Annotated in this window: 20 protein-coding genes; 3 read left to right on the plus strand and 17 right to left on the minus strand. The window is 65.3% G+C overall.

Annotated features, from left to right (window positions below; all coding sequences use genetic code 11):
* The first annotated feature begins 4 nt into the window (after positions 1–4).
* Both N826_RS18750 and N826_RS18755 read left to right on the plus strand, forming a co-directional pair.
* The gene (locus N826_RS18750) at positions 5–1,528 is read left to right on the plus strand and encodes a sugar ABC transporter ATP-binding protein (protein WP_044431328.1); all 1,524 of its coding nucleotides are present in this window, start codon (positions 5–7) and stop codon (positions 1,526–1,528) included.
* A gap of 55 nt (positions 1,529–1,583) precedes the next feature.
* Entirely contained in the window at positions 1,584–2,555 is a 972-nt protein-coding gene (locus tag N826_RS18755) for an ABC transporter permease (RefSeq protein ID WP_044431329.1), read from the plus strand.
* 147 nt (positions 2,556–2,702) lie between these two features.
* On the opposite strand, the gene mgrA is transcribed toward N826_RS18755, so the two are convergent.
* The 5 genes from mgrA to alr all read right to left on the minus strand — a co-directional run bounded on the left by mgrA (position 2,703) and on the right by alr (position 7,350).
* Entirely contained in the window at positions 2,703–3,731 is a 1,029-nt protein-coding gene (gene mgrA / locus N826_RS18760) for an L-glyceraldehyde 3-phosphate reductase (RefSeq protein WP_044431331.1), read from the minus strand.
* 75 nt (positions 3,732–3,806) lie between these two features.
* The gene (locus tag N826_RS44230) at positions 3,807–3,983 is read right to left on the minus strand and encodes a hypothetical protein (RefSeq protein ID WP_169789377.1); all 177 of its coding nucleotides are present in this window, start codon (positions 3,981–3,983) and stop codon (positions 3,807–3,809) included.
* A 100-nt stretch (positions 3,984–4,083) separates the two neighbouring features.
* Positions 4,084–4,836 carry a class I SAM-dependent methyltransferase gene (locus N826_RS18765; protein WP_044431332.1) on the minus strand — a complete coding sequence of 251 codons (753 nt, stop codon included), beginning with the start codon at positions 4,834–4,836 and terminating at the stop codon, positions 4,084–4,086.
* Positions 4,837–4,894: 58 nt separating this feature from the next.
* Positions 4,895–6,193 carry a D-amino acid dehydrogenase gene (locus N826_RS18770; RefSeq protein WP_044431333.1) on the minus strand — a complete coding sequence of 433 codons (1,299 nt, stop codon included), beginning with the start codon at positions 6,191–6,193 and terminating at the stop codon, positions 4,895–4,897.
* 47 nt (positions 6,194–6,240) lie between these two features.
* A complete protein-coding gene (gene alr / locus N826_RS18775; RefSeq protein WP_044431335.1) occupies positions 6,241–7,350 on the minus strand; it encodes an alanine racemase in 1,110 nt (369 codons plus the stop codon).
* Between the two features lie 232 nt (positions 7,351–7,582).
* Between alr and N826_RS18780 the strand changes: the two genes are divergently transcribed.
* Positions 7,583–9,109 carry a sigma-54-dependent transcriptional regulator gene (locus N826_RS18780; protein ID WP_044431337.1) on the plus strand — a complete coding sequence of 509 codons (1,527 nt, stop codon included), beginning with the start codon at positions 7,583–7,585 and terminating at the stop codon, positions 9,107–9,109.
* Positions 9,110–9,133: 24 nt separating this feature from the next.
* Here the strand turns inward: N826_RS18780 and N826_RS18785 are convergent, their stop codons facing one another.
* The 12 genes from N826_RS18785 to N826_RS18840 form a co-directional block, all read right to left on the minus strand.
* Positions 9,134–9,916 carry a TerC family protein gene (locus tag N826_RS18785; protein WP_044431339.1) on the minus strand — a complete coding sequence of 261 codons (783 nt, stop codon included), beginning with the start codon at positions 9,914–9,916 and terminating at the stop codon, positions 9,134–9,136.
* A 127-nt stretch (positions 9,917–10,043) separates the two neighbouring features.
* Positions 10,044–10,739, minus strand: coding sequence for an aspartate/glutamate racemase family protein (locus N826_RS18790; RefSeq protein WP_052831583.1), 696 nt, complete (start codon positions 10,737–10,739; stop codon positions 10,044–10,046).
* Between the two features lie 25 nt (positions 10,740–10,764).
* Positions 10,765–11,778 (minus strand): ABC transporter ATP-binding protein, encoded by a 1,014-nt coding sequence (locus N826_RS18795; protein WP_044431340.1) that lies wholly within the window; start codon positions 11,776–11,778, stop codon positions 10,765–10,767.
* Complete coding sequence (locus N826_RS18800) at positions 11,775–12,875, minus strand: ABC transporter ATP-binding protein (RefSeq protein WP_244619367.1); 1,101 nt, start codon at positions 12,873–12,875, stop codon at positions 11,775–11,777. Before N826_RS18800 ends, N826_RS18795 begins: the two co-directional genes overlap by 4 nt.
* Positions 12,872–13,759 carry an ABC transporter permease gene (locus tag N826_RS18805; RefSeq protein ID WP_044431341.1) on the minus strand — a complete coding sequence of 296 codons (888 nt, stop codon included), beginning with the start codon at positions 13,757–13,759 and terminating at the stop codon, positions 12,872–12,874. The genes N826_RS18800 and N826_RS18805 overlap by 4 nt, the downstream gene beginning before the upstream one ends.
* Positions 13,760–13,763: 4 nt before the next feature.
* The gene (locus N826_RS18810) at positions 13,764–14,717 is read right to left on the minus strand and encodes an ABC transporter permease (protein ID WP_044431342.1); all 954 of its coding nucleotides are present in this window, start codon (positions 14,715–14,717) and stop codon (positions 13,764–13,766) included.
* 10 nt (positions 14,718–14,727) lie between these two features.
* A complete protein-coding gene (locus N826_RS18815) occupies positions 14,728–16,347 on the minus strand; it encodes an ABC transporter substrate-binding protein (protein WP_244619366.1) in 1,620 nt (539 codons plus the stop codon).
* Positions 16,348–16,532: 185 nt separating this feature from the next.
* A complete protein-coding gene (locus N826_RS18820; RefSeq protein WP_052831585.1) occupies positions 16,533–17,291 on the minus strand; it encodes a 2-keto-4-pentenoate hydratase in 759 nt (252 codons plus the stop codon).
* Positions 17,288–18,217, minus strand: a complete 930-nt coding sequence (locus N826_RS18825; RefSeq protein WP_044431343.1) for a sugar kinase — start codon at positions 18,215–18,217, stop codon at positions 17,288–17,290. Before N826_RS18825 ends, N826_RS18820 begins: the two co-directional genes overlap by 4 nt.
* A gap of 175 nt (positions 18,218–18,392) precedes the next feature.
* Positions 18,393–19,430 carry an MBL fold metallo-hydrolase gene (locus N826_RS18830; protein WP_044431345.1) on the minus strand — a complete coding sequence of 346 codons (1,038 nt, stop codon included), beginning with the start codon at positions 19,428–19,430 and terminating at the stop codon, positions 18,393–18,395.
* A gap of 132 nt (positions 19,431–19,562) precedes the next feature.
* On the minus strand, positions 19,563–20,030 hold the full coding sequence (locus N826_RS18835; protein WP_044431347.1) for a type III secretion system chaperone family protein: 468 nt from the start codon (positions 20,028–20,030) through the stop codon (positions 19,563–19,565).
* Positions 20,031–20,201: 171 nt separating this feature from the next.
* Entirely contained in the window at positions 20,202–20,873 is a 672-nt protein-coding gene (locus N826_RS18840; RefSeq protein ID WP_044431349.1) for a LuxR C-terminal-related transcriptional regulator, read from the minus strand.
* Between the last annotated feature and the right edge of the window lie 5 nt (positions 20,874–20,878).

The raw sequence follows: 20,878 nt of genomic DNA on the forward strand, positions 1-20,878 counted from the left end.
TGAAGTGACCGGGCCGTTCGCCACCGCCAGGGTCGAGGCGCCCGAACCGGGCGTCGCGACCCTGGAACTGCGCAAGCTCGACAAGAAGTTTGCCGGCACCCACGCGCTGAAGGCGGTCAGCCTCAGCTTCATGCCGGGGGAGGTCCACGCCATCGTCGGCGAGAACGGGGCCGGCAAATCGACGCTGATCAAGCTGCTGACGGGGGTCTATCCCAAGACCTCCGGCTCCATCCTGTGGCAGGGCAGGGAGGTCGAGTTCTCCGGCCCCCAGGACGCCCTGGTGCTCGGCATCAACGCCGTCCACCAGGAAGTCGTGCTGTGTCCTCACCTGACGGTGGCGGCCAACATCTTCCTGGGCGACGAGACCACCCGCTTCGGCCTGCTGCGCAAGCGGGAAATGACCAGGCGCGCCCAGGCGATCCTCGACGAGCTGGGCTTCCACCTGCCGGCCGACGCGATGCTGAGCGACCTGACCATTGGTCAGCAGCAGTTGGTCGCGACCGCCCGCGCTGCCAGCCGGGGCACCCGGTTCCTGGTGTTCGACGAGCCGACCGGCTACTTGACCCGCGCCGAGACCGACCAGCTCTTCGCGCTGATCCGGCGCCTGCACGGCCAGGGCGTCACGATCATCTATATTAGCCACCGGATGGAGGAGATCTTCCAGATCGCCGACCGCGTCTCGGTGCTGCGCGACGGCCAGCTGATCGGGACCCATGTCGTGGCCGAAACCAACGAACGGGACCTGATCCGCGAGATGGTCAACCGCCCGCTCGATCAGGTCCACCACAAGGAAGTGATCCCGCTCGGCGATACGCTCCTGGAAGTCCGGAACATGAGCGGGCCGGGGTTCGAGGACGTCTCGCTGACTGTCAGGCGCGGCGAGATCGTTGGGCTCTACGGGCTGATCGGTGCGGGCCGGAGCGAGTTCGTCCAGTGCCTGTTCGGCCGGACGCGCAAGACAGCGGGCGACGTCAAGCTCAAGGGCAAGGCGGTGGAGTTCCGCCGCGAAGCCGACGCGATCGACAGCGGCATCGTGCTGCTGCCGGAAAGCCGACGCGACCAGGGGCTTTGCCTCAACCTTCCCGTCGGCTTCAACCTCAACCTGCCGGTCTTCCACAAGATCAGCACCGGCGGGCTGATCCGGTCGGGCGAGGAGAAGACGCGGTCGGACAAGCAGATGCGTGACCTGCGGATCGTCGCCGCGTCGCGCAACGTCGATGCCCTGACGCTGTCCGGCGGCAACCAGCAGAAGATCGTCATCGGCAAATGGCTGAACCACGGCGCCGACCTCTTCATCTTCGACGAGCCGACGGTCGGCGTCGATGTCGGGACCAAGGCGGAGATCTACAAGCTGATGGCGATCCTGCTCCGAAACGGCGCCGGCATCATCCTGATCTCGTCCTACCTGCCGGAAGTCTACGACCTCGGCGACACCCTGCACGTCTTCCGCAAGGGACGGCTGGCGGCGACTTTCGGCCACCGCAAGGTCGATCACGAAACCATCCTGGCCGAAGCGATCGGCACCTGAATATCAAACAACCATAAGCGGCAACGAACAAGAAAACCGGGGAGAATCGATCAGGATGGCTGACATGGCAGTCGCGGCAAAGCCACGCGGGCGTCTCCGCTTCGCGTTCCTCCTCAACCTGACACTGCTGGGGCTGCTTCTGCTGATGTGGCTGGTGCTGTCCGTCACGACCGACAGCTTCATGACCACCAACAACATCGTCAACCTGCTGCGTCAGGCGTCGCTCTGGGCGGTCATCGCGATCGGCCAGACCTTCGTCATCATCACCGGCGGCATCGACCTGTCCGTCGGCGCCGTGGTCGGCTTGTCGAGTACCGTGGTGGCGTTGCTGCTGAAGGCCGACTTTCCGATCTGGGCCGCCGTCGGCCTGACACTGATGCTTGGCCCCGTCATCGGCGCCTTCCACGCCTTCGGCATCCTGAAGCTGGGCCTGCCGCCCTTCATCATGACGCTGGCCACGCTGACGGCCTTCAGGGGGATCGGCCTGCTGATGACCAACGGCGCCACCATCAGCGGCTTCCCGCCGGAGTTTACCGGCTTCTCCCGCCTGTCGTTCCTGGGGATTCCGTCGCTGTTCTGGGTCGTGATCCTGGTGGCGATACCCAGTTACATCCTGCTGCACCATAGCCGCTGGGGCCGGTACATCTACGCGGTCGGCAGCAACAGCGAAGCGGCGCGGCTCAGCGGCGTCCATATCGCCCGCACGATCTATCTCGCCTACATCCTGTCGGCGACGCTCGCCTGCCTTGCCGGAATCCTGACCGCCAGCCGCATCGCTATCGGCGTCGCAACCACGGGAGAGGGCTGGGAGCTTCAGTCGATCGCGTCTTCGGTGATCGGCGGCACCAGCCTGTTCGGCGCCGTCGGCAGCATCACCGGTCCGCTGCTGGGATCGATGCTGCTGACCACCATCAACAACGGCGCCAACCTGCTGAACGTCAACCCGTTCTGGCAGCGGATCATCACCGGTTTCCTGATCATCGCGATCGTGTTCTTCGACCAGCTCCGCCGGCGCCGCAAGGGATAGTGTAGCGGCGTCTTATCCCAGGGGCCGGAAGACCATGGCCTGCTGTTGGGCCACGGCCCAACCTACGAAGCAGGAGACTGTAGGTTGGGCCGTGGCCCAACACTTGCCGACCGCCGGTCATACGCTTCGACCCCTGATTTTTCCGCCCTATTGCCGCGACGAAGACGCCCGCCAGAGGTCGATCCCGCCGTCACCGGCGTGGCGGTCGATCTCCGACAGTTCCTCTGCGGACAGGGCAGGCCCCGCCAGCGCGTCCAGGCTGTCGTCCAACTGCTCGACGGTCCGGGCGCCGATCAGCGCCGACGTGATGCGCGGGTCGCGCAACACCCAGAGCAACGCCATCTGGGCAAGGCTCTGGTTTCGCCGCCGCGCGACCTCGTTCAGCTCGCGGATGCGGGCGATGTTGTCCTCCGTCAGGAAACCCTGCTTCAGCGGACCGCCGCGCGTCGCCCTTGAGCCTTCCGGGATGCCGTTCAGGTATTTCGACGTCAGCATTCCCTGGGCCAAGGCCGAGAAGGCGATGCAGCCGATGCCCAGCTCTTCCAGCGTGGACAGCAGACCGTCCTCGATCCAGCGGTTCAGCATCGAATAGGACGGCTGATGGATCAGGCACGGCGTGCCGAGCGAGTTCAGGATCGCGACCGCCTGCCGGGTCTTCTCTGGCGAGTAGGAGGAGATGCCGACATACAGCGCCTTGCCCTGCCGGACGACCTGATCCAGCGCACCCATGGTCTCTTCCAGCGGAGTATCCGGATCGACCCGGTGCGAATAGAAGATATCGACGTAGTCGAGCCCCATGCGCTTCAGGCTCTGGTCGAGGCTGGATACCAGATACTTCCGTGAACCCCAGCTGCCGTAGGGACCGGGCCACATGTCGTAACCGGCCTTGGTCGATATCACCAGCTCGTCACGGTATGGCTTGAAGTCGGCGGCCATGTACCGGCCGAAGTTCTCTTCCGCCGAGCCGGGCGGCGGGCCGTAGTTGTTGGCTAGGTCGAAATGGGTGACGCCGCGGTCGAAAGCCCGCCGCAGGACGGCGCGGCCGGTTTCGAACACGTCGCCGCCCCCGAAGTTCTGCCACAGCCCAAGCGAGATCGCGGGCAACTTAAGGCCGCTTCGGCCGCAGCGGCGATAGTCCAGCCGTTCGTAACGGTCGGCGGCTGCATCGTAAGGCATATCGGGATATCTCCAGTCAAAGACCGGAAACGCTCGAACCCTTCGTGATGTTGCGGCCCCGACGTTGCGGCGCAATCAGTCGAGCAGACCGCCAAGGATGCCGCCGCCGACGCCTCCGATGACAGCTCCGCGCTTGCCGTCCACGGCATATCCGCCCGCAGCGCCCGCACCCGTCCCAAGAACTTGTCCGGTCGAACACGCTCCAAGCATGATCAAAGAAAGGACTGCGCCGATCGAGAATCTAGATTTCATGATGATATCTCCTTCCCTTCAGTAAACAGGCAAGAAGGATATTTATTCCATGAGGTCGAATGCTTAGTTCTTTGACTGCCTAGCGCTACCGGTAATTGCCTTATCCAGTGCTATTATATCCAGTTCTTAACAGCAACGGCCATCGGATGGCTCGGAGCTGGCTTTCATCCGGCCATAGTGCAGCGATAGCGGCGGCAAACGCAGGCAGGGGATCGAGCCCTTGCTTCTCCGCCGCCTTCACCGCCGACCATGTCGCGATATAGCCCAGGAACTGCGCCCGGTTCCACTGCGCCGTCATGTCGATCGGCGGAGGCGTCTGCTCGCGGAATGGGAAGTCGATTTCCTGATAGCCGCCATCAACAAGCCGCCGCTCGGGCGGCCAGAACCGCCCCACCCCGTCGGTGTAGAAGTTGTCGACAACAGCATCCAGATCGGCGTCGATCCGCAGCAATCCGTATCCGACCAATGCTGCCAGCCCGCCCGGCTTCAGCACCCGCGCGACCTCCGCCCAATAGCGCGGCAGGTCGAACCAGTGCGCCGCCTGCGCCGCGACCACCAGGTCGCAGCTTGCCTCGGCCAGCCCGCTGACCTCCGCCGGAGCAACCCTGTATGTCACCTTGGAATGCGGCACCGCCTGCGCGATCTGCGCGGCGCTGGCATCGGTCGCTTCGACACGGTCGAACGGCTTGGCGAGCAGCACCGACAGCTGCCCCGAACCGCACCCGCAGTCGAGCGCCAGTTCTCGCGCCGGTGAAAGCTCGGCCAACGCCTCCGCCAGATCCGGAGGATAGCTCGGGCGGCAGTCGGCGTAGAGCGCCGCGTGCCCCGAGAAATGATCTTTGAAGCCTGTCATTCCCGGAGGCTAGCAGGAACCCCGCACCGGCGTGAATAGGGCGTTATGGCTCAGCCGCTCAGGCGTGCGCTCCCTTGGTGGTCGCCACCGCCGCCGGCGCCGTGGCGCCGTAGCGTTCGATCGTCAGCCCCTCCAGGTCGATATCGGCGGTCTTGCCCGAAACCATATCGGCCAGCACCCGCGCCGAACCGGCCGACATGGTCCAGCCCAGCGTACCGTGGCCGGTGTTCAGGTACAGGTTGGACAGGGGCGTCGGTCCGATGATCGGCGGTCCGTCCGGAGTCATCGGCCGCAGGCCGGTCCAGAACTCGGCACGCGACAGATCGCCGCCACGCGGGAACAGGTCCGACACGACATGGTCCAGCGGTCCGCGCCGCGCCGCCCGCAGCGCCGTGTTGTAGCCGACCAGCTCGGCAGTGCCGCCTACACGGATGCGGTCGCCCAGCCGCGTCACCGCGACCTTGTAGGTCTCGTCCATCACCGTGGACTCGGGCGCACCCGACGGATCGGTGATCGGCACCGTGATCGAGTAGCCCTTGACCGGATAGACCGGAATGCGGATGCCCAGCGGCTTCAGCAGCAGCGGCGAATAGCTGCCGAGCGCCAGCACATAGGTATCCGCCTTCAACTCGCCGCCATCCGTCTCGACGCCGGTGATCCTGCGTCCATCACTGACGATCCGCTTAATGTTGACGCCGTAGCGGAAGGTGACGCCCAGCGCCTCTGCCTGCCTCGACAATTCCTGGGTGAACTTGAAGCAGTCCCCGGTCTCGTCCCCGGTCAGGCGCAGGCCGCCGGCGAACTTCTCGCGGACCTGCCCAAGGGCAGGTTCCACGGCGACGCAGCCGTCGCGGTCGAGCAGTTCGAACGGCACGCCGAACCGCTTCAGGATGGCGATATCCGCCGCAGTGCCGTCCAGCTGCTCCTGCTTGCGAAAAAGCTGCAACGTCCCCTGTGCGCGCTCGTCGTACTGGATACCGATCTCGGACCGCAAGTCGCGCAGAGTATCGCGGCTGTATTCCGCGACGCGCACCATCCGGGCCTTGTTGATCTCGTACCGCTTCTCTGTGCAGTTCATCAGAAGCGACAGGCCCCAGGCCCACTGGGCCGGGTCCATCTGCGGCCAGATCACCAATGGACGGTTCTTCATGAACAGCCACTTGACCGCCTTGAACGGCAAGCCGGGAGCCGCCCAGGGAGACGAATAGCCGGGAGAGACCTCGCCCGCGTTGCCGTAGCTGGTTTCCAGCCCTGCGGCCGGTTGCCGGTCCACCACGGTCACCTCGTGGCCCGCCTTGGCCAGAAACCAGGCCGATGTAACGCCGATGACGCCGCTGCCGAGAACCAGAACCTTCACGAGGATATCTCCCTGTCCAGAGATTGCATTTTTGTCAGCCGCCGGAATTAGCCGCCCAGATAGGTCCGGAAGTAGCGGCCGCCGAGACTGGTGAGGATTTCGTAGCCGATCGTCCCGGCGGCTTCCGCCACCGCATCGACCGGGTTGTGCTCGCCGATCAGATCGACCAGAGCGCCGGGTTCAATCCCCGGTCCCGGAAGGCTGGTCGCGTCCAGCGTGATCGTGTCCATGGAAACCACACCGACGACGGGCAAGGCGGCATCGCCATGATAAGCCTTGGCGCGGTTGCCCAGGCTGCGGAGGAACCCATCGGCGTAGCCGGTCGAGACCGTGGCGATCCGCGCCGGTCCCGGCGCCGTCCACCGTCCGCCATAGCCGACCCGCGCCCCGGCTTCGATCTCCCGCACCTGGATCACCCGCGCCTGAAGCCGGACGACGGAGTGCAAAGGGTTGGGCTGCCCCGCCACCGGCGCCACGCCGTAAAGCGCCGCACCCGGCCGGGCGAGGTCGAAGTGATAGTCCTGTCCCAGGAACACGCCCGAGGAGTTGGAGAAGCTGGCCGGCGCCGCCGGCAGCCGCGCCCGCGCCGCTTGGAAGTTGGCAAGCTGTAGAGCATTCAGTTCGTGGCTCTGCTGTTCGGCGCAGGCCAGATGGCTCATGACGTAGCGGAGATCGATGCCGTCCAGCCGTCCGGGATCTTCCGCGACCGTGTCGAGTTCACGCTTCGACAATCCGAGCCGCGACATGCCGGTATCGACCTGAACGACCGCCGGAAGCTTGCTGCCAAGCCGGCGGGCGAGCGCCGTCCATGCATCGATCTGCTCAAGGCTGTTGACGACCGGGATCACGCGATGCTCGACGAAGTCGCCTTCGACCCCGGCGGGCGAACCATGCAGCACGAAGACCTCGGCCTTTGCGGGAACATGGGGCCGCAGCGCTATCGCTTCGTCCAGATGAGCCGTGAAGAAATTCGTGCATCCGTCCGCCGCCAGGGCAGGGGCCACCCGGTCCGCGCCAAGCCCGTAGGCATCGGCCTTGACCACGGCGGCGCAAGCCGTCCCGCCGAGCTTTTCGCGCAACAGCCTGTAATTGGCGCGAATCGCATCGAGATCGACGGTCAGCAGCGCTCCGGCGCTTGCGTGGCGGGTATTCAGCATGAACCTCTCCCAAGTTCCTCATCCGTACATTAAGCAATCACCATGCCAGAGGCGCTCATCCCTGTAGGTATTGCCTCACAACGATTTTCCTTGTCGTCATCCTGTACTCGGATGTTTACAGGCGTCTCGGATGAGCTGAACTCAACGGTACAATTGATGTAAAAACAGCGCTCTAAGCCGCCTGTACTTTTTCGCGTACACTGTAAACCAATAGATACGATAAGATCTTCCGATGCGTATCGACATCACTTTCGCCGACCGGGTCGGCATCGCACACGAGATTCTGGCGGTCCTGGCCTCCAGGAAGCTCAACGTCGTGGCGGTGGAAGTCGATCCTCCGCACATCTACATCGACGCGCCCAGCCTCCTTTCCAACGCGCTGGAAGGACTGCGCACCGCCCTGACCGAAGTCTCCGGCGTCGCCAACATCGCACAGGTCGATATGCTGCCGGGTACCCGCCGCCGGCTTCATCTCGCAACCGTGCTCGCCGCCATCCCCGATCCAGTCCTGGCGGTGGACGGCAGCGGGACCGTCATCCTCGCCAACGCGGCGGCGGAAGCGCCCGGAACACTCGGCGGCAAGCGGATCGGCGAGCTTTTCGGCGACGAGGCGCTGCACGGCGAACTGATCGCGGAAGGCTTCCAGATCCCGGCGCGGGAAGTCATGTTCCAAGGACAGCCGTTCCTGCTCGACGTCCGCCCGATCACCGAAGCCGACCCTCTGAAAGCGGCCGGTGGCGTCCTGACGCTGCATGCCCCCAGCCGTCTGGGCGAGCGCCTACAGGCGTTGCAGAACTTCGACGAGGGAGGCTTCGACACCATCCTCGGCGACTCCCCCGCCATGCGCGGCCTCAAGGCGCGAGCCGCCCGCGTCGCCGCCGTCGATGCGCCGCTGCTGATCCTGGGGGAGACGGGTACCGGCAAGGAGTTGATCGCCCACGCCTGCCACCGCGCCAGTACCCGCAAGGGCAAGACCTTCCTGGCGCTCAACTGCGCGGCGCTGCCCGAGAACCTGGCGGAAAGCGAGCTGTTCGGCTACGCGCCCGGCTCCTTCACCGGAGCGCAGCGTGGCGGCAAGCCGGGGCTGCTGGAACTGGCGGACCAGGGTACCGTCTTCCTGGACGAGATCGGCGAGATGTCGCCTTACCTGCAAGCCAAGCTGCTGCGCTTCCTCAACGACGGCAGCTTCCGGCGCGTCGGCGGCGACCGGGAACAGAAGGTCGATGTCCGGATCATCAGCGCCACGCACCGCAAGCTCGACCAGATGGTGGCCGAGGGCGACTTCCGCGAAGACCTCTACTACAGGCTCAACGTGCTAAGCCTCCAGGTGCCGCCGCTACGCGATCGGGGCGAAGACATCCTGCTGCTCGCCCGCCACTTCATCGCCCGCGCCTGCGCACAGGCCCAACGCCCCGCCTGCCGGCTGACCTCGACGGCAGGGTCCGCGCTGCTCGCCAACCCGTGGCGCGGCAATGTCCGGCAGTTGGAGAACGTAATCTTCCGGGCCGTCACCATGTCCGACAGCCTGTGGCTGGACGCTCCGGACCTGGAACTCGCCAGCTTCCGCATGGGGCCGGGCGCGGATGCCGCCGAGATCGCCCAGTCGTGGGAAGAAGCCTTAGCCGAGTTCGAACGCTCGCTGCTCGGCCGCCTGTTCCCGCATTTCCCGTCCAGCCGGAAACTCGCCGCCCGGCTGAACACGTCGCATACCATGATCGCCAACAAGCTGCGGCGGTACGGCATCCCGCACCGCCGCTGACTCGAAGGCCCACTGACCTGAATGTCAGTGGCCGCTCTTCACGCTGCCCGAAGTGGTCGTCCCGGCGGTGCCCTGGGCACGCTGCCGCGCCCGCCGCGCCAGCATGTTCAGTCCCTCGATCAGAGCCGAGAACGCCATGGCGGCATAGATGTAGCCCTTCGGCACATGGGCGCCGAAGCCCTCGGCGATCAGGGTCATGCCGATCATCAGCAGGAAGCCCAAAGCCAGCATGACGATGGTCGGGTTCTTGTTGATGAAGTTGGCGAGCGGATCGGCCGCCAGCAGCATGACGAGGACGGCGGTCAGGACGGCGATGACCATGATCGGGATATGCTCGGTCATGCCGACGGCCGTGATGATGCTGTCGATCGAGAACACCAGGTCGAGGATCAGGATCTGCCCGATCGCGGCGGTGAAGGTGATGCTGCCGGCCTTGCTGCCGAACATGTCGGGGCCGGGGTCCGGGTCTACGCTGTGATGGATCTCCTTGGTCGCCTTCCACACCAGGAACAGACCGCCCGCGATCAGGATCAGGTCGCGCCACGAAAAGCCATGACCGAAGGCGGTGAACACGGGGGCGGTCAGCTGGACGATGATGGCGACCGTGCTGAGCAGACCCAGGCGCAGGATCAGCGCCAGTCCGATACCGATGCGGCGCCCGCGTGAGCGCTGGTCTTCCGGCAGCCGGTTGGTCAGGATCGAAATGAAGATCAAGTTATCGATGCCAAGAACCACTTCCATCGCGATCAGCGTGGCAAGGGCGACCCAGGCTGCGGGATCGGCGGCAAGCGTGAGCAGGTAGTCCATTGTGGTCGAGCATCCTTTCGCTCTGGTTCACCGGTGACCGGTCGGGTGACTGTAACAACGAACATACCCGGATGGACCACAAGCACTTCAATCAGATGCGATAACTTTTTTCGACCAAGTATCTCCCCTAGGCTTTCTCAGGCATCCGCAGGCCCAGCCGGGCCAGCGTCGCCGCGTGATTGATGGCGCAGGCGGTTCCGTCCAGCAGCGGAACCGGCACGCGGACGCGAATCCGTCGGGCAAGTCCCGCGAGCGGCCCGCCACCCAGGATGATCGAGCGAACGCCGTGAGCCGCCGCCGCCCTGCCGCACAGGGCCGCCAGCGCCTCTCCCCGGTCCTGCTGGACGGAAACGACGGCTTCCCCGGCGCTCCCGGCATCGCCTCCCGGGCCCGTGTCGAGGATGTGGATGGCGTCCAGCCGGCCGGCGCAGCCCAGCGCCACCGCCGCCCCTTCAAGCAAGGGCCGCAGCGCCGGTCCCAGGGTCACGATGGCGAACCGGCCGCCGCACATCATCGCCGTCAGGATGGCGCTTTCGGCGATCCCGACGACCGGGACCGGCGACATTTCCCGCGCCTCCGCCAGCCCCGGATCGGAGAAGGCCGCGATCACGACGGCATCGAAGCCGCTGGCAAGCCGGCTGACCAATTCGAGAACCGCCTGTCGCGCCGTCTCGGATTCATCCGGAGTCTGGATGAACGGACTGCCGAAGCGCGCTGTCACGCCTGTAATCTCGACCTGTGGTGGCGCACTGCGACGCGCCTCCGCCACGATGGTATCGGTAACGGCGACTGTCGTGTTCGGATTGATGACCAGAATTCGCATCTGTCGCTTCTTGTTATTGTTTGGATCAGCGGTCGATTCTCAGGCATCTGGCGGAATGGTCCGGCTCGGGCTTGAACAGCGGGATCTCCGTCTCCCGGCAGCGCTGCTCGACGTATTTGCAGCGCGGCGCGAAGCTGCACCCCGACGGCAGTTTGGCAAGGTTGGGCGGAGAACCGGGGATCGTCTCCAGCCGCTCGCCGCGCGACGCGCCATGGACGGTGGAAGCCAGCAGTCCCTCGGTATAGGGATGTAGCCGCTTGCCGATCACCGGACCGACCGGCCCGGCCTCGATGAAGCGCCCGGCATACATGACGGCGACATCGTCTGCGATTTCGGCCGCCACCCCCATGTCATGGGTGACGAAGATCACCGCCATGCCCATTTCCCGCTGAAGCTGGCGCAGCAGGACCAGCACCTGCATCTGGACCGTGGCGTCCAGGGCGGTCGTCGGTTCGTCCGCCAGCAGCAGGTCCGGTCGGCACGACAGCGCAAGTGCTATCATCGCCCGCTGGCGCATGCCGCCGGACATCTCGTGCGGATAGGCCTTGAGCCGACGGGCGGCCGACGGGATCTGCACCATCTCCAGCAGGTCGAGCGCGCGCTTGTCGGCGTCCCGCCTCGACACGCCTTCGTGCCGGACGACGGTTTCAGCGATCTGGTGGCCGATCGTGTAGACCGGGTCGAAGGCCAGCATCGGTTCCTGGAAGATCATGCTGACGACGGAGCCGCGGACCTGCACCAGCTCCCGCTCGGACAGGGCGAGGATGTTCCGCCCGCCGATCATGATCTTGCCGCCATAGGTCGTCTTGCGCGCGGGATGCAGCCGCATCATCGCCTTCAGCGTAACGCTCTTGCCCGATCCGGACTCGCCCAGGATCGTCAGCACCTTGCCGCGTTCCAGCGTGAAGTCCACGCCGTTGACGGCGGCGATGCTGCCGTCGCCGCCCTTGAACTTCACGGTCAGGCCCTCGACGCTGACCAGCGGCACCCGTGCCGGCGCCGCCACGGGTGCCGCGTCCTGACGAAGCGCTGCTGTCATGCTACGGCTCCTGATAGCTGAGGGGCAAGCTGGGGGATGGCCTTGGTGTGGCCGGAACCCGCGATCTCCATATGGCAGGCCGCCGCGTGCCGCTCGGCGTCTGCGACGATCTCCAGCCGAGGTTCCACCGTGGCGCAGACGCCCTCGGCGAAGGCGCAACGGGTGCGGAAGCGGCAGCCGGACGGCGGGTTAATGGGATTGGGGGGATCGCCGGTCAGGGCAGGGGCTGTCGTCCGCTTGCCGGGGTCCATGCTGGGCATCGACGACAGCAGGGCACGGGTATAGGGATGGCGCGGGTTGCCGTAGATCGCCTCGACCGTGCCCGTCTCCACCACCTTGCCCAGATACATCACCAGCACCCGGTCGCTGATGTAGCGGACGACGTTCAGGTCGTGGGAGATGAAGATATAGGTCAGGCTCATGTCCCGCTTCAGGTCGTTCAGCAGGTTCAGCACCTGCGCCTCGACCGACTTGTCCAGGGCGGATACCGCCTCGTCGAAGATCACCAGACGCGGCTCCAGCGCCAACGCGCGGGCGATGTTGATGCGCTGGCGCTGACCGCCGGAAAGCTCGTGCGGGTAGCGGCGGACGAACAGGTTGGGGTCCAGCCCGACCTTCCCCAGCAACGCCCGCGCCCGGTCGCGGGCTTCCTTGCCCGACACGCCATGGACCTTCGGACCGAAGGCGATGGTTTCTTCGATCGTCAGGCGCGGGTTCAGGCTGGCGTAGCTGTCCTGGAAGACCATCTGCATGCTGCGCCGCATGTCGCGCACGCTCAGGCCATGCTGCTCGCCGACACCCTCGCCGTCGAAGATGACCGACCCGGCATCCGGCTCGATCAGCCGCATCAGCAGGCGCGCCGTCGTGGACTTGCCGCAGCCGCTTTCCCCGACGACGCCCAGCGTCTCGCCCTTGGCGACATCGAACGAGACGTCGTCCACCGCCTGCACGCTGGCGACCTTGCGGTTGAGCACGCCTCCCAGCACGGGGAAGTATTTCAGCAGCCCCTTGACCATCAGCAGCGGCTGAGCCTCGCCGCCCCGGTCGCGCGGGTCCCTGTTCTTAGCGGGGGTAGTCGTGGCGGCATACGCCATCATGCCCTCACATCCATGGCCGCGCGCAGGCCATCGCTCATCATGTTGAAGCAGATCGAGGTGATGAAGATCATCACTCCCGGCAGGGCGCAGACCCACGGGTTGACGTAGATCGACTGCCGCAGCGTGTTCAGCATCAGCCCCCATTCCGGTTCCGGCGGACGCACCCCCAGCCCCAGGAAGCTCAGGCCCGACGCCAGGATGATCGATACGCTGATGAGGCCCGTGGCGAAGACGAACACCGGCCCCAGCACGTTGCCCAGCACATGGACCCGGATGATGGTCCAACTGCCGGCCCCGCTCGCCCGCGCCGCCTCCACGAAGTCCAGGTTGCGGACGCTGGTCGTGACGCTCTCCGCGACCCGCGTGATCGGTGGGACGAAGACGATGGTCAGCGACACGATGCTGTTGACCAGCCCGGCCCCCAGCGCGCCGGAGATCGCGATCGCCAGCAGCACCGACGGGAAGGCGTAGAACACGTCCACCGTCCGCATGATCACCATGTTGATCTTGCCGCCGACGAAGCCGGCGACGATGCCGAGCAGACTGCCGATCACCAGCGCGTTGATAACAGGCGTAATGCCCATCAGCAGCGACAGCCGCCCGCCATAAATCAGCCGGCTCAGCATGTCGCGGCCAAGCTCGTCGGTGCCGAGCGGAAAGCCCGGCGTTCCGATGTCCTTCAACCGCCGTATCACGCTCGTCTTGTACGGATCGACGGGAGCCACCCACGGCGCGAAGATGGCCGATAGTATGATGGCAAGCAGCACGACGAGGCAGAAGATCGTCACCCAGTCGCCCCGCAGCCGGCGGAACACGCTGCTCCAGTACCCGCGCGATGCCACGGGCGTATCCGGCACCATTCCCGGCAGAGTGGTTTCGGCCATTGGCTCAGGCCCTTTTGATGCGGGGATCGACCGCCGTCTGGATCAGGTCCACGACGACGTTGAGGAAGACGAAGAAGAGCGCCAGCACCAGGATCGTCCCCTGGAGCATCGGGATGTCGCGCCGGAAGATCGCCGTGTTCAGCAGGAACCCGGTGCCGGGCCACGAGAACACCGTCTCGATCAGGATCGAGCCGCCCAGCAGATAGCCGAGCTGAAGCCCCATCACCGCCAGCACGGTCGGCGCCACGTTCCGCACCACATGGCCCAGCACGTGACGTTCCGACAGCCCCTTGGCGCGCAGCGCCTGGACGAACTCCTGGTTCAGGATCTCCGCCACGGCGGACCGCGTCGTCCGCATCACGATGCCGATCGGGATCACCGCCAGCGTAATCGCCGGCAGGATCAGGTGCTGCATATGCGCCCAGTCCCAGGCCCAGTCGCTCGAGCCGCCCGGCCCCATGCCGACGGCGGGCAGCACGTTCAACTGGACCGAGAACACGATGACCAGCACCATGCCCAGCCAGTAGTGCGGCACGCTGATGCCCGCGATGGCGATGGCCGTCGCCGCCTTATCCAGAGCGCGGCCCTGGTTGTAGCCGGCGACGAACCCAAGCCCCGCGCCCAGCGTGAACCCGACCAGGGCTGCACACAGCGACAGCATGATCGTATTGCCGACCGCAGACATGACCTCGCCGCTGACCGACTGGCCGGTTGCGACCGAGCGCCCGAGGTCGCCGGTCACGGCTCGCCCCAGCCACAGCGCGAACTGGACGGGCAGGGGCTTGTCGTAGCCGTAGTCGACCTTCAGCCGCTCGATCACATCGGGCGGCGCGTCGGCAGGCGCTATCGCACTGATCGGGTCGCCGGGGGCGAGGTGGACCAGCATGAAGATCATCAGCGAGACGCCGAGGGCGATCGGCACCGAATAGAGCAGCCGCCGTATCAGATACGAGATCATAACAGGCCGATCATTCCACGGTGATGGAGGAGAAGTTCTGGTACCAGTTCTGCGCCTGGACGAAGCCCTTGACCTTCGACGTCATGGCGCGCGGAGCGACGTCGTGGGTGACGTAGAGGAACAGAGCGTCGTTGACGAACTTCTCGTGGACTTCCTGAAGCGCCTTGGTCTGCTCGGCCGGGGTGAAGGCGTTCTTGGCTTTCTGGAACAGCGCGTCCATCTCGGGGTCGTTGTACCAGCCCCAGTTGGTGCCGTTGGGGGCCGTCAGCTTGCTGTCGAGATGCCGGATGAAGCCGGTGAACGGGTCCTGGATGAAGTAGGTGAAGTTGATCGCGTTGGCGCCCTTGACCTGATCAGACTTGGCGCCGGCCCGCCACAGGTTGACCATCGTGTTCCACTCGACCACCTCGAAATCGACCTTGATGCCGACCTCGCCCAGGGTCTGCTGGATGTACTCGTTCATCGGCAGCGGCTGCATCTGGCCCGATCCGCTGGCCGAGATCAGCACCTTGACGGTGACCGGCTTGTCCGGCCCGTAGCCGGCCTCCGCCAGCAGCTCCTTCGCCTTCTCCGGATCGTAGGTGATGTCGAACTGCGGCTTGCCGAACCACTGGCTCGACGGCAGCACATGGCCCTTGGCCGGAACCATCATGCCGCCCAGCAGCTCGCTCAAGCCGTCGCGGTCGACCGCAAGGTTGGCGGCCTTCCTGACCCGGATGTCGTTCCAGGGAGAACCCTCGACCCGGCTCAGATGCCATGTCCAGTTATGCGGATAGCCGTTGGACGTGATCTGGAAACCGGCCTGCTTCAGGCTTGGGATCGCATCCGGCGCCGGGGCCTCGATCCAATCGACCTGACCGGAGCGCAGCGCCGAAGTCCGCGTGGCGGCTTCCGGGATCGGCACCAGCACCAGCTTGTCCAGCTTGGGCACGCGGGTTTCGTCCCAGTATTCCTTGAACGGCACCATCTCGGCCCGCTCGCGCGCGGTCCAGGACACCAGCTTCCACGGTCCCGTGCCCGAAGGCTGAAGCGCGAACTTGTTCCAGTCCTTGCCGACCGCTTCCCAGTGCGCCGGGCTGGAAATCAATATCCAGGCGAGCTGATACGGTACGAACGCGTCCGGCTCCTTCGTGGTCACTTCCAGCGTATAGTCGTCGATCGCCTTATACGAGGCCACCGCCGGGATGCGGCTGCGGCCCTGGGCCGCCTGCTTGGGATCGTATTGCGGCGACTTGTCGTTCAGCAGCTTATCGAGGTTCCAGACCACGGCCGAGGCCTTGAACTCCGACCCGTCGTGGAACTTGGCGCCCTGCCGCAGCTTGAAGACCCACTTGGTCTTGTCGGCGTCGTCGACCTTCCATTCCGTCGCCAGTCCCGGAACGAGGTCCGACGCCTTGTCCGCCGACGTCAGGTCCCAGTTCACCAGCGCATCATAGACGGTATAGCCCATGAACCGCTGGCCCTCGCCGCCCTGGTCGGTCTGGCCCGTCGTCAGCGGAATGTCCGCCAGCGTCATGCCGATCCGCAAAGTACCCTGGGCACTGGCGACACCCGGCGCCATCAGCGCCGCCGATACCGATAGCGATATCGATGCCGCAGCCATCAGCCGCTGGATCTTCTTGATATGCAACTCTGCCTCCGCCCGTTCCTGTCAGGTTTGGCGGAAGGCATCTTCAAGATCGGTGCCAGCGGCGGGTCGGGATTGGATGTCCTTGATCGCTCAAGGATTGGGCAGGCGCATCATCCGCAAGACGGATCGTTTCTGCTCAAGAATACGGCACTATGCAGGAGGTGCCCAATTGACCGGCAGGGCGTCTACGCGATCTCCAGCATAGCCCGGCCGACGGCCGGGAACTCCGCCGCGATCCGGCACGGACCCTCGACGAAGATCGTTCCGGTGCAGGACCCTGTCGTGATCAGGTCGCCGGCCTTGATGCCGCCCAGGCTGCGGGCACCGGTGTTGGCAAGCCAGACCAGCATCCGCAACGGATCGCCCGCCGAGTTTCCTCCCACCGTCTCGAGCACCGGTTTGCCGTCGATCGAGAGCGACACCGGCTCGTTGACGGGATCGACCTCCCGCCAGTCGGGCCGGCCGCTGCCGACGACCAGCGCGCCATGGTTCATCTGATCGGCGACCTGGGCGAGCCGGTCCACCGAATTCCAGGCTGCGAAGCGGGTGTCCACGATCTCGATCGCGGCATGCACCGATCCTACGGCATCGAAGACTTCGTCCTCCCCGTAGAGCTGCTGCCGGGCGATCAGCGTCTTCGAGAAGCGATAGACCAGTTCCGCTTCGACCCCGATCACGTTGAAGCGAGAGGCCGGTATGCGGGTGGCGCCGTCGAACACCGTGTCCGCCGTCAGGGCAGCCCGGAACGGTTCCGCCTCGGGAGTGATGGCGCCCACCTTCCATCCAGCCCGGGTCCCGAGCTTACGGACCAGATGATCCTGAACGGCGTAGGCGTCGTCCCAGCTACCGGGATTGGCCGGAGCCGGCAGGCTGGTCAGCCTGACACCTTTCCGGCGCGCGTCCAGCAGCAGATCCGCGGCGATCGAGACGTCGCGAGGCGTCATACCAGCCCCTCCCGCTTCAGGACGTCGGAGGGCATCGCGGAGCGTGGAATGATGGCGCCCCTGTATCCGACCACGGCGCCCGCCAGCCGATGACCGGCGCGTGCCGCGTCGACCGGGTTCGCTCCCGACAGCCGGGCGGTCAGGTAAGCGGCGGCGAAGCTGTCGCCGGCGGCGGTCGTATCCACGACCCTTTCGACCGGTTTCGCCTCGACCAAATCGTCCGACCCATCGACCATGACGCGGCAGGCCGGCTCGGCGAGCTTCAGCACCACCTCGGCAGGCCTTTGTCCCTCCAGGAACGTCTCCGTTCCACCTTCGCCGAACAGCAGGTCGAGATCCTCGGTGGAGGCAAGGGCTATGTCCGAACGGCTCAGGATGTCCCGGTATGCCTGCCGCGCGACGTCGCGTTCCGGCCAGCCGCGCGTCCTGAAATTGGTGTCGAAGGCGATCCGCACCCCGGCGGCGCGTGCCTTGTCCAGCGCATCGGACAGCACAGCGCGGCCCTTTTCGCCATAGAGCGACAGCGTGATGCCGGACAGGTAAAGCAGCGAGTAGTCCCGCGCCAGCGCCTCGATCAGGGCCGGCGTCTTTTCCAGGGCGAACAGGTCGCGCGCGGCGGCGCTGTCCCGCCAGTACTGGAAGCGGCGTTCGCCGCTAGCATCCGTCTGGATCACGTAGAGTCCCGGCAGGCGGCCCGACAGCCGCAAAACCTTGGACGTTCCGATGCCCTCCGCCTTCCAGGCGGCCAGCATCTCGTCGCTCCAGCCGTCGTCGCCCAGCGCCGTGACGTAATCGACCGGCGTGCCGAGCCGCGCCATGTAGAGCGCCGTGTTCAGCGTATCGCCGCCGTAACTACGCGTCAGGCTGCCATCGGCGTGCTCCGACAGCTCGATCATGCATTCGCCGATGCAGGCGACCCGAACCATGCTTGTCTCCGTCCCTATCTTCGATGCCTGGGTTGTTTCCGCCGGCCCCGGGACCGGCCCGAGAAGGCTGTCCGGTATAGGCTAGTCTGTACAGGCCGGTCTATTCCCATGGCTTGGCAAAGCATACACCGGCAAAACCTTCGGCCCGACAGTTTTCAGCCGTACAGCAGCGTGGTCATGCTTTACGAAACAGCAGGACACCGTCCGCGTCGGTGGTGCGGGTCAGAAGACCGCGGCGGAAAAGATGGTTCAGGTGAGCCAGCGCCTCGCCGACCGCGAAGACGAGCTGGTGCGGGTCGAGTTCGCGGCGGAACATGATCCGCGTCACGTCCGCGATGGATCGCGGGGCTTCGCAGGCGGCCAGCGTTTCCGACAGGCGTTCCCTGTGGTGCGCCGCCAGTCCGTCCAGCCGCGCATGCAGGCCCCGGAAGGGCGTATCGTGCGACGGCAGGATCAGCGTGTCGTCCGGCACGATGCGAAAGCGTTCCAGCGTTTGCAGGAAATCGGTCAGCGGATCGGCCTCCGGTTCGGCGGGCCAGACGCTGATGTTGGGGCTGATGCGCGGCAGCACCTGATCGCCGGCGATCAGGATACCGGCGGATTGGCTGTAAAGGCTGACATGCTCGGGAGAATGGCCGCCGCCGATGATGACCCGCCATTCGTTGCCGCCTATCGCGATCCTGTCGCCTTCCCTCAGCCTGCGCAGCACCGGCGGCAGGGATTCCACTCCGCGGGCATAGGCGTTCCCGCGCTCCGCCAGCACGCCGAGCGACGCATCGTCCAGCCCGGCCCGCCGGTAGAAGGCAAGGCCGTTGCGGACCATGGTTTCCGGGTTCTCCTGGCTGAGCGCGCGGCCGAGCAGCCATTCCGTCAGGCTGGCGCAGAACTCGGCGTCCCAGCGCTCGACCAGCCAAGCGGCAAGGCCGATATGATCCGGGTGGAAATGGGTCGCAACCACCCGGACGATCGGCTTGCCGCCCAGCGCCGAGGCGAAGACCTGCTCCCAGTAGTCCCTGGTCCTGTTGCTGCCGATGCCGGTATCGACGACGGTCCAGCCCGCATCGTCCTCCAGCAGCCAGATATTGATGTGGTTCAGCGCGAAGGGCAGGGGCATCCGCACCCACAGGATACCGGGAGCCACGGCGACCGTTCGACCTGCTTCCGGCAGGTCGCCACTGTCGGCCGGTCGAGGATGCGGGTCGTGTCGGTCCATATGACGGGACTCTTGCAATGGTTTCACGGGGGAACCATTCACAGGAACCCGTCAGGGTTATACAGCCTTACTCCCTGAACACGTCAAGGTCTGTCAGAACAAGTTAACCGTCGGTGCGGCCAACTATCCGCGTCAGCCGTAGCGGCGCATGCGCTCCAGCTGATCGACCGCTTCGACCGGCGTCTGCCCGCCGGCGGCAACCGCGAAGAAGCTCGACAGGTCGCCGTCCACGATGGATACGTGGCGCTCGATGGCGAGACGCGGCCCGGCCGTGCCGGCCGAGGCGGGAACGTCATGGCGGCTGCGGTAGCGGATGCGGCCCGCGGCGTCCGGCGCCTCGAAATGCCCTTCCTCCGCCGCGTCGTTCAGCCGGGTCACCAGTTCGGTGATCGCCTGACGCCGGCCATGCGAGATCGTCAGGGGCAGCGTCGAGCAGATCGACAGGACGCTGTCGTCCTGTTCGAGCCCGATCGCCACAGGCCAATTGCCGTTTCGGCCCATCGCCTGGAAATTGAGGATTTCCTGCCCGTCCGGCTGCTTGGACAGACATACATGACGCTTTCCAAAATCCTGGCGCAAATACCCCAGAAGTCGATCCATGCCGCCCGATCTCCCAACGGTTACCCGTGAGTGGGACGTCCTGCATCGAAAGAAAACAGAACGTCCCGTCACATTCATCCGTATGGTGAGACCAAGCCCTTCGCACATGCAACGTCTTCGAAGGTGAAGCCTGCTTTTGGGTGTCCGTACTGGTAAGACCAGCCTTTTACTCTACGCGGTAAGTCTGGGGGAAATACCATGTTGTATCGCCCAAACGGCAGCCTGGGTCCGATTCTGAGCACGGATCTTTCGCATGACGTTCTTGAAGTGCATCTTAACGGTCGACTCGGTGATGTTAAGATTGCGTGCGATAGCTTTGTTGGATTGGCCGCCCAGTAGGCAGCGCAGGATTTCGATCTCCCGCTTGGACAGTTCGTTGCCAAGGGACGGCAGTGTCGCCGAATGCGTTGGCGCCGTTTCCTCGATCCCGCTGCTGATCAGGAGGTCGGCGATGCTGCGGGGAAAAACCGCCTCGCCGAGCATGACGAGATGCAGCGACCGCTGAAGGGCCTCGCAGGACATCGTCTTGTTGAGGCATCCGTCGGCGCCGGCCTGAAGCGCCCCGCTCATGATCTGCGACGTCAGTTCTGACGCCAGGACGACGATGCGCGACACCGTTGTCGATGCGCGAAGCTGCTTGAGCAGCGCCATCTCGTCCGCATTGCCGCTTTGCAGGTTCAGCAGGATCAGGTCGGGATGGCTGCCCTGCCGGACAGCCACGGTCGCATCTGCGAGCGATGTATACTCCGCCGAGATTTTGAATGATGTCGTGCTGAGTAAGGCTCCCAGCGCGGCGCAGAAAAGTCGATCGCTGTCGACCAACATTACATCGCAGTTAGTCATCGCAT

This window comes from Skermanella aerolata KACC 11604, assembly GCF_000936425.1.
In the GTDB taxonomy this organism is placed as follows: domain Bacteria; phylum Pseudomonadota; class Alphaproteobacteria; order Azospirillales; family Azospirillaceae; genus Skermanella; species Skermanella aerolata.

Coding starts and splice junctions, on each gene's coding strand:
- N826_RS18755 (WP_044431329.1), top strand. CDS start 1,584: ATGGCTGACATGGCAGTCGCGGCAAAGCCACGCGGGCGTCTCCGCTTC.
- mgrA (WP_044431331.1), bottom strand. CDS start 3,731: ATGCCTTACGATGCAGCCGCCGACCGTTACGAACGGCTGGACTATCGC.
- N826_RS44230 (WP_169789377.1), bottom strand. CDS start 3,983: ATGAAATCTAGATTCTCGATCGGCGCAGTCCTTTCTTTGATCATGCTT.
- N826_RS18765 (WP_044431332.1), bottom strand. CDS start 4,836: ATGACAGGCTTCAAAGATCATTTCTCGGGGCACGCGGCGCTCTACGCC.
- alr (WP_044431335.1), bottom strand. CDS start 7,350: ATGCTGAATACCCGCCACGCAAGCGCCGGAGCGCTGCTGACCGTCGAT.
- N826_RS18780 (WP_044431337.1), top strand. CDS start 7,583: ATGCGTATCGACATCACTTTCGCCGACCGGGTCGGCATCGCACACGAG.
- N826_RS18785 (WP_044431339.1), bottom strand. CDS start 9,916: ATGGACTACCTGCTCACGCTTGCCGCCGATCCCGCAGCCTGGGTCGCC.
- N826_RS18790 (WP_052831583.1), bottom strand. CDS start 10,739: ATGCGAATTCTGGTCATCAATCCGAACACGACAGTCGCCGTTACCGAT.
- N826_RS18795 (WP_044431340.1), bottom strand. CDS start 11,778: ATGACAGCAGCGCTTCGTCAGGACGCGGCACCCGTGGCGGCGCCGGCA.
- N826_RS18800 (WP_244619367.1), bottom strand. CDS start 12,875: ATGATGGCGTATGCCGCCACGACTACCCCCGCTAAGAACAGGGACCCG.
- N826_RS18805 (WP_044431341.1), bottom strand. CDS start 13,759: ATGGCCGAAACCACTCTGCCGGGAATGGTGCCGGATACGCCCGTGGCA.
- N826_RS18810 (WP_044431342.1), bottom strand. CDS start 14,717: ATGATCTCGTATCTGATACGGCGGCTGCTCTATTCGGTGCCGATCGCC.
- N826_RS18820 (WP_052831585.1), bottom strand. CDS start 17,291: ATGACGCCTCGCGACGTCTCGATCGCCGCGGATCTGCTGCTGGACGCG.
- N826_RS18825 (WP_044431343.1), bottom strand. CDS start 18,217: ATGGTTCGGGTCGCCTGCATCGGCGAATGCATGATCGAGCTGTCGGAG.
- N826_RS18830 (WP_044431345.1), bottom strand. CDS start 19,430: ATGGACCGACACGACCCGCATCCTCGACCGGCCGACAGTGGCGACCTG.
- N826_RS18835 (WP_044431347.1), bottom strand. CDS start 20,030: ATGGATCGACTTCTGGGGTATTTGCGCCAGGATTTTGGAAAGCGTCAT.
- N826_RS18840 (WP_044431349.1), bottom strand. CDS start 20,873: ATGACTAACTGCGATGTAATGTTGGTCGACAGCGATCGACTTTTCTGC.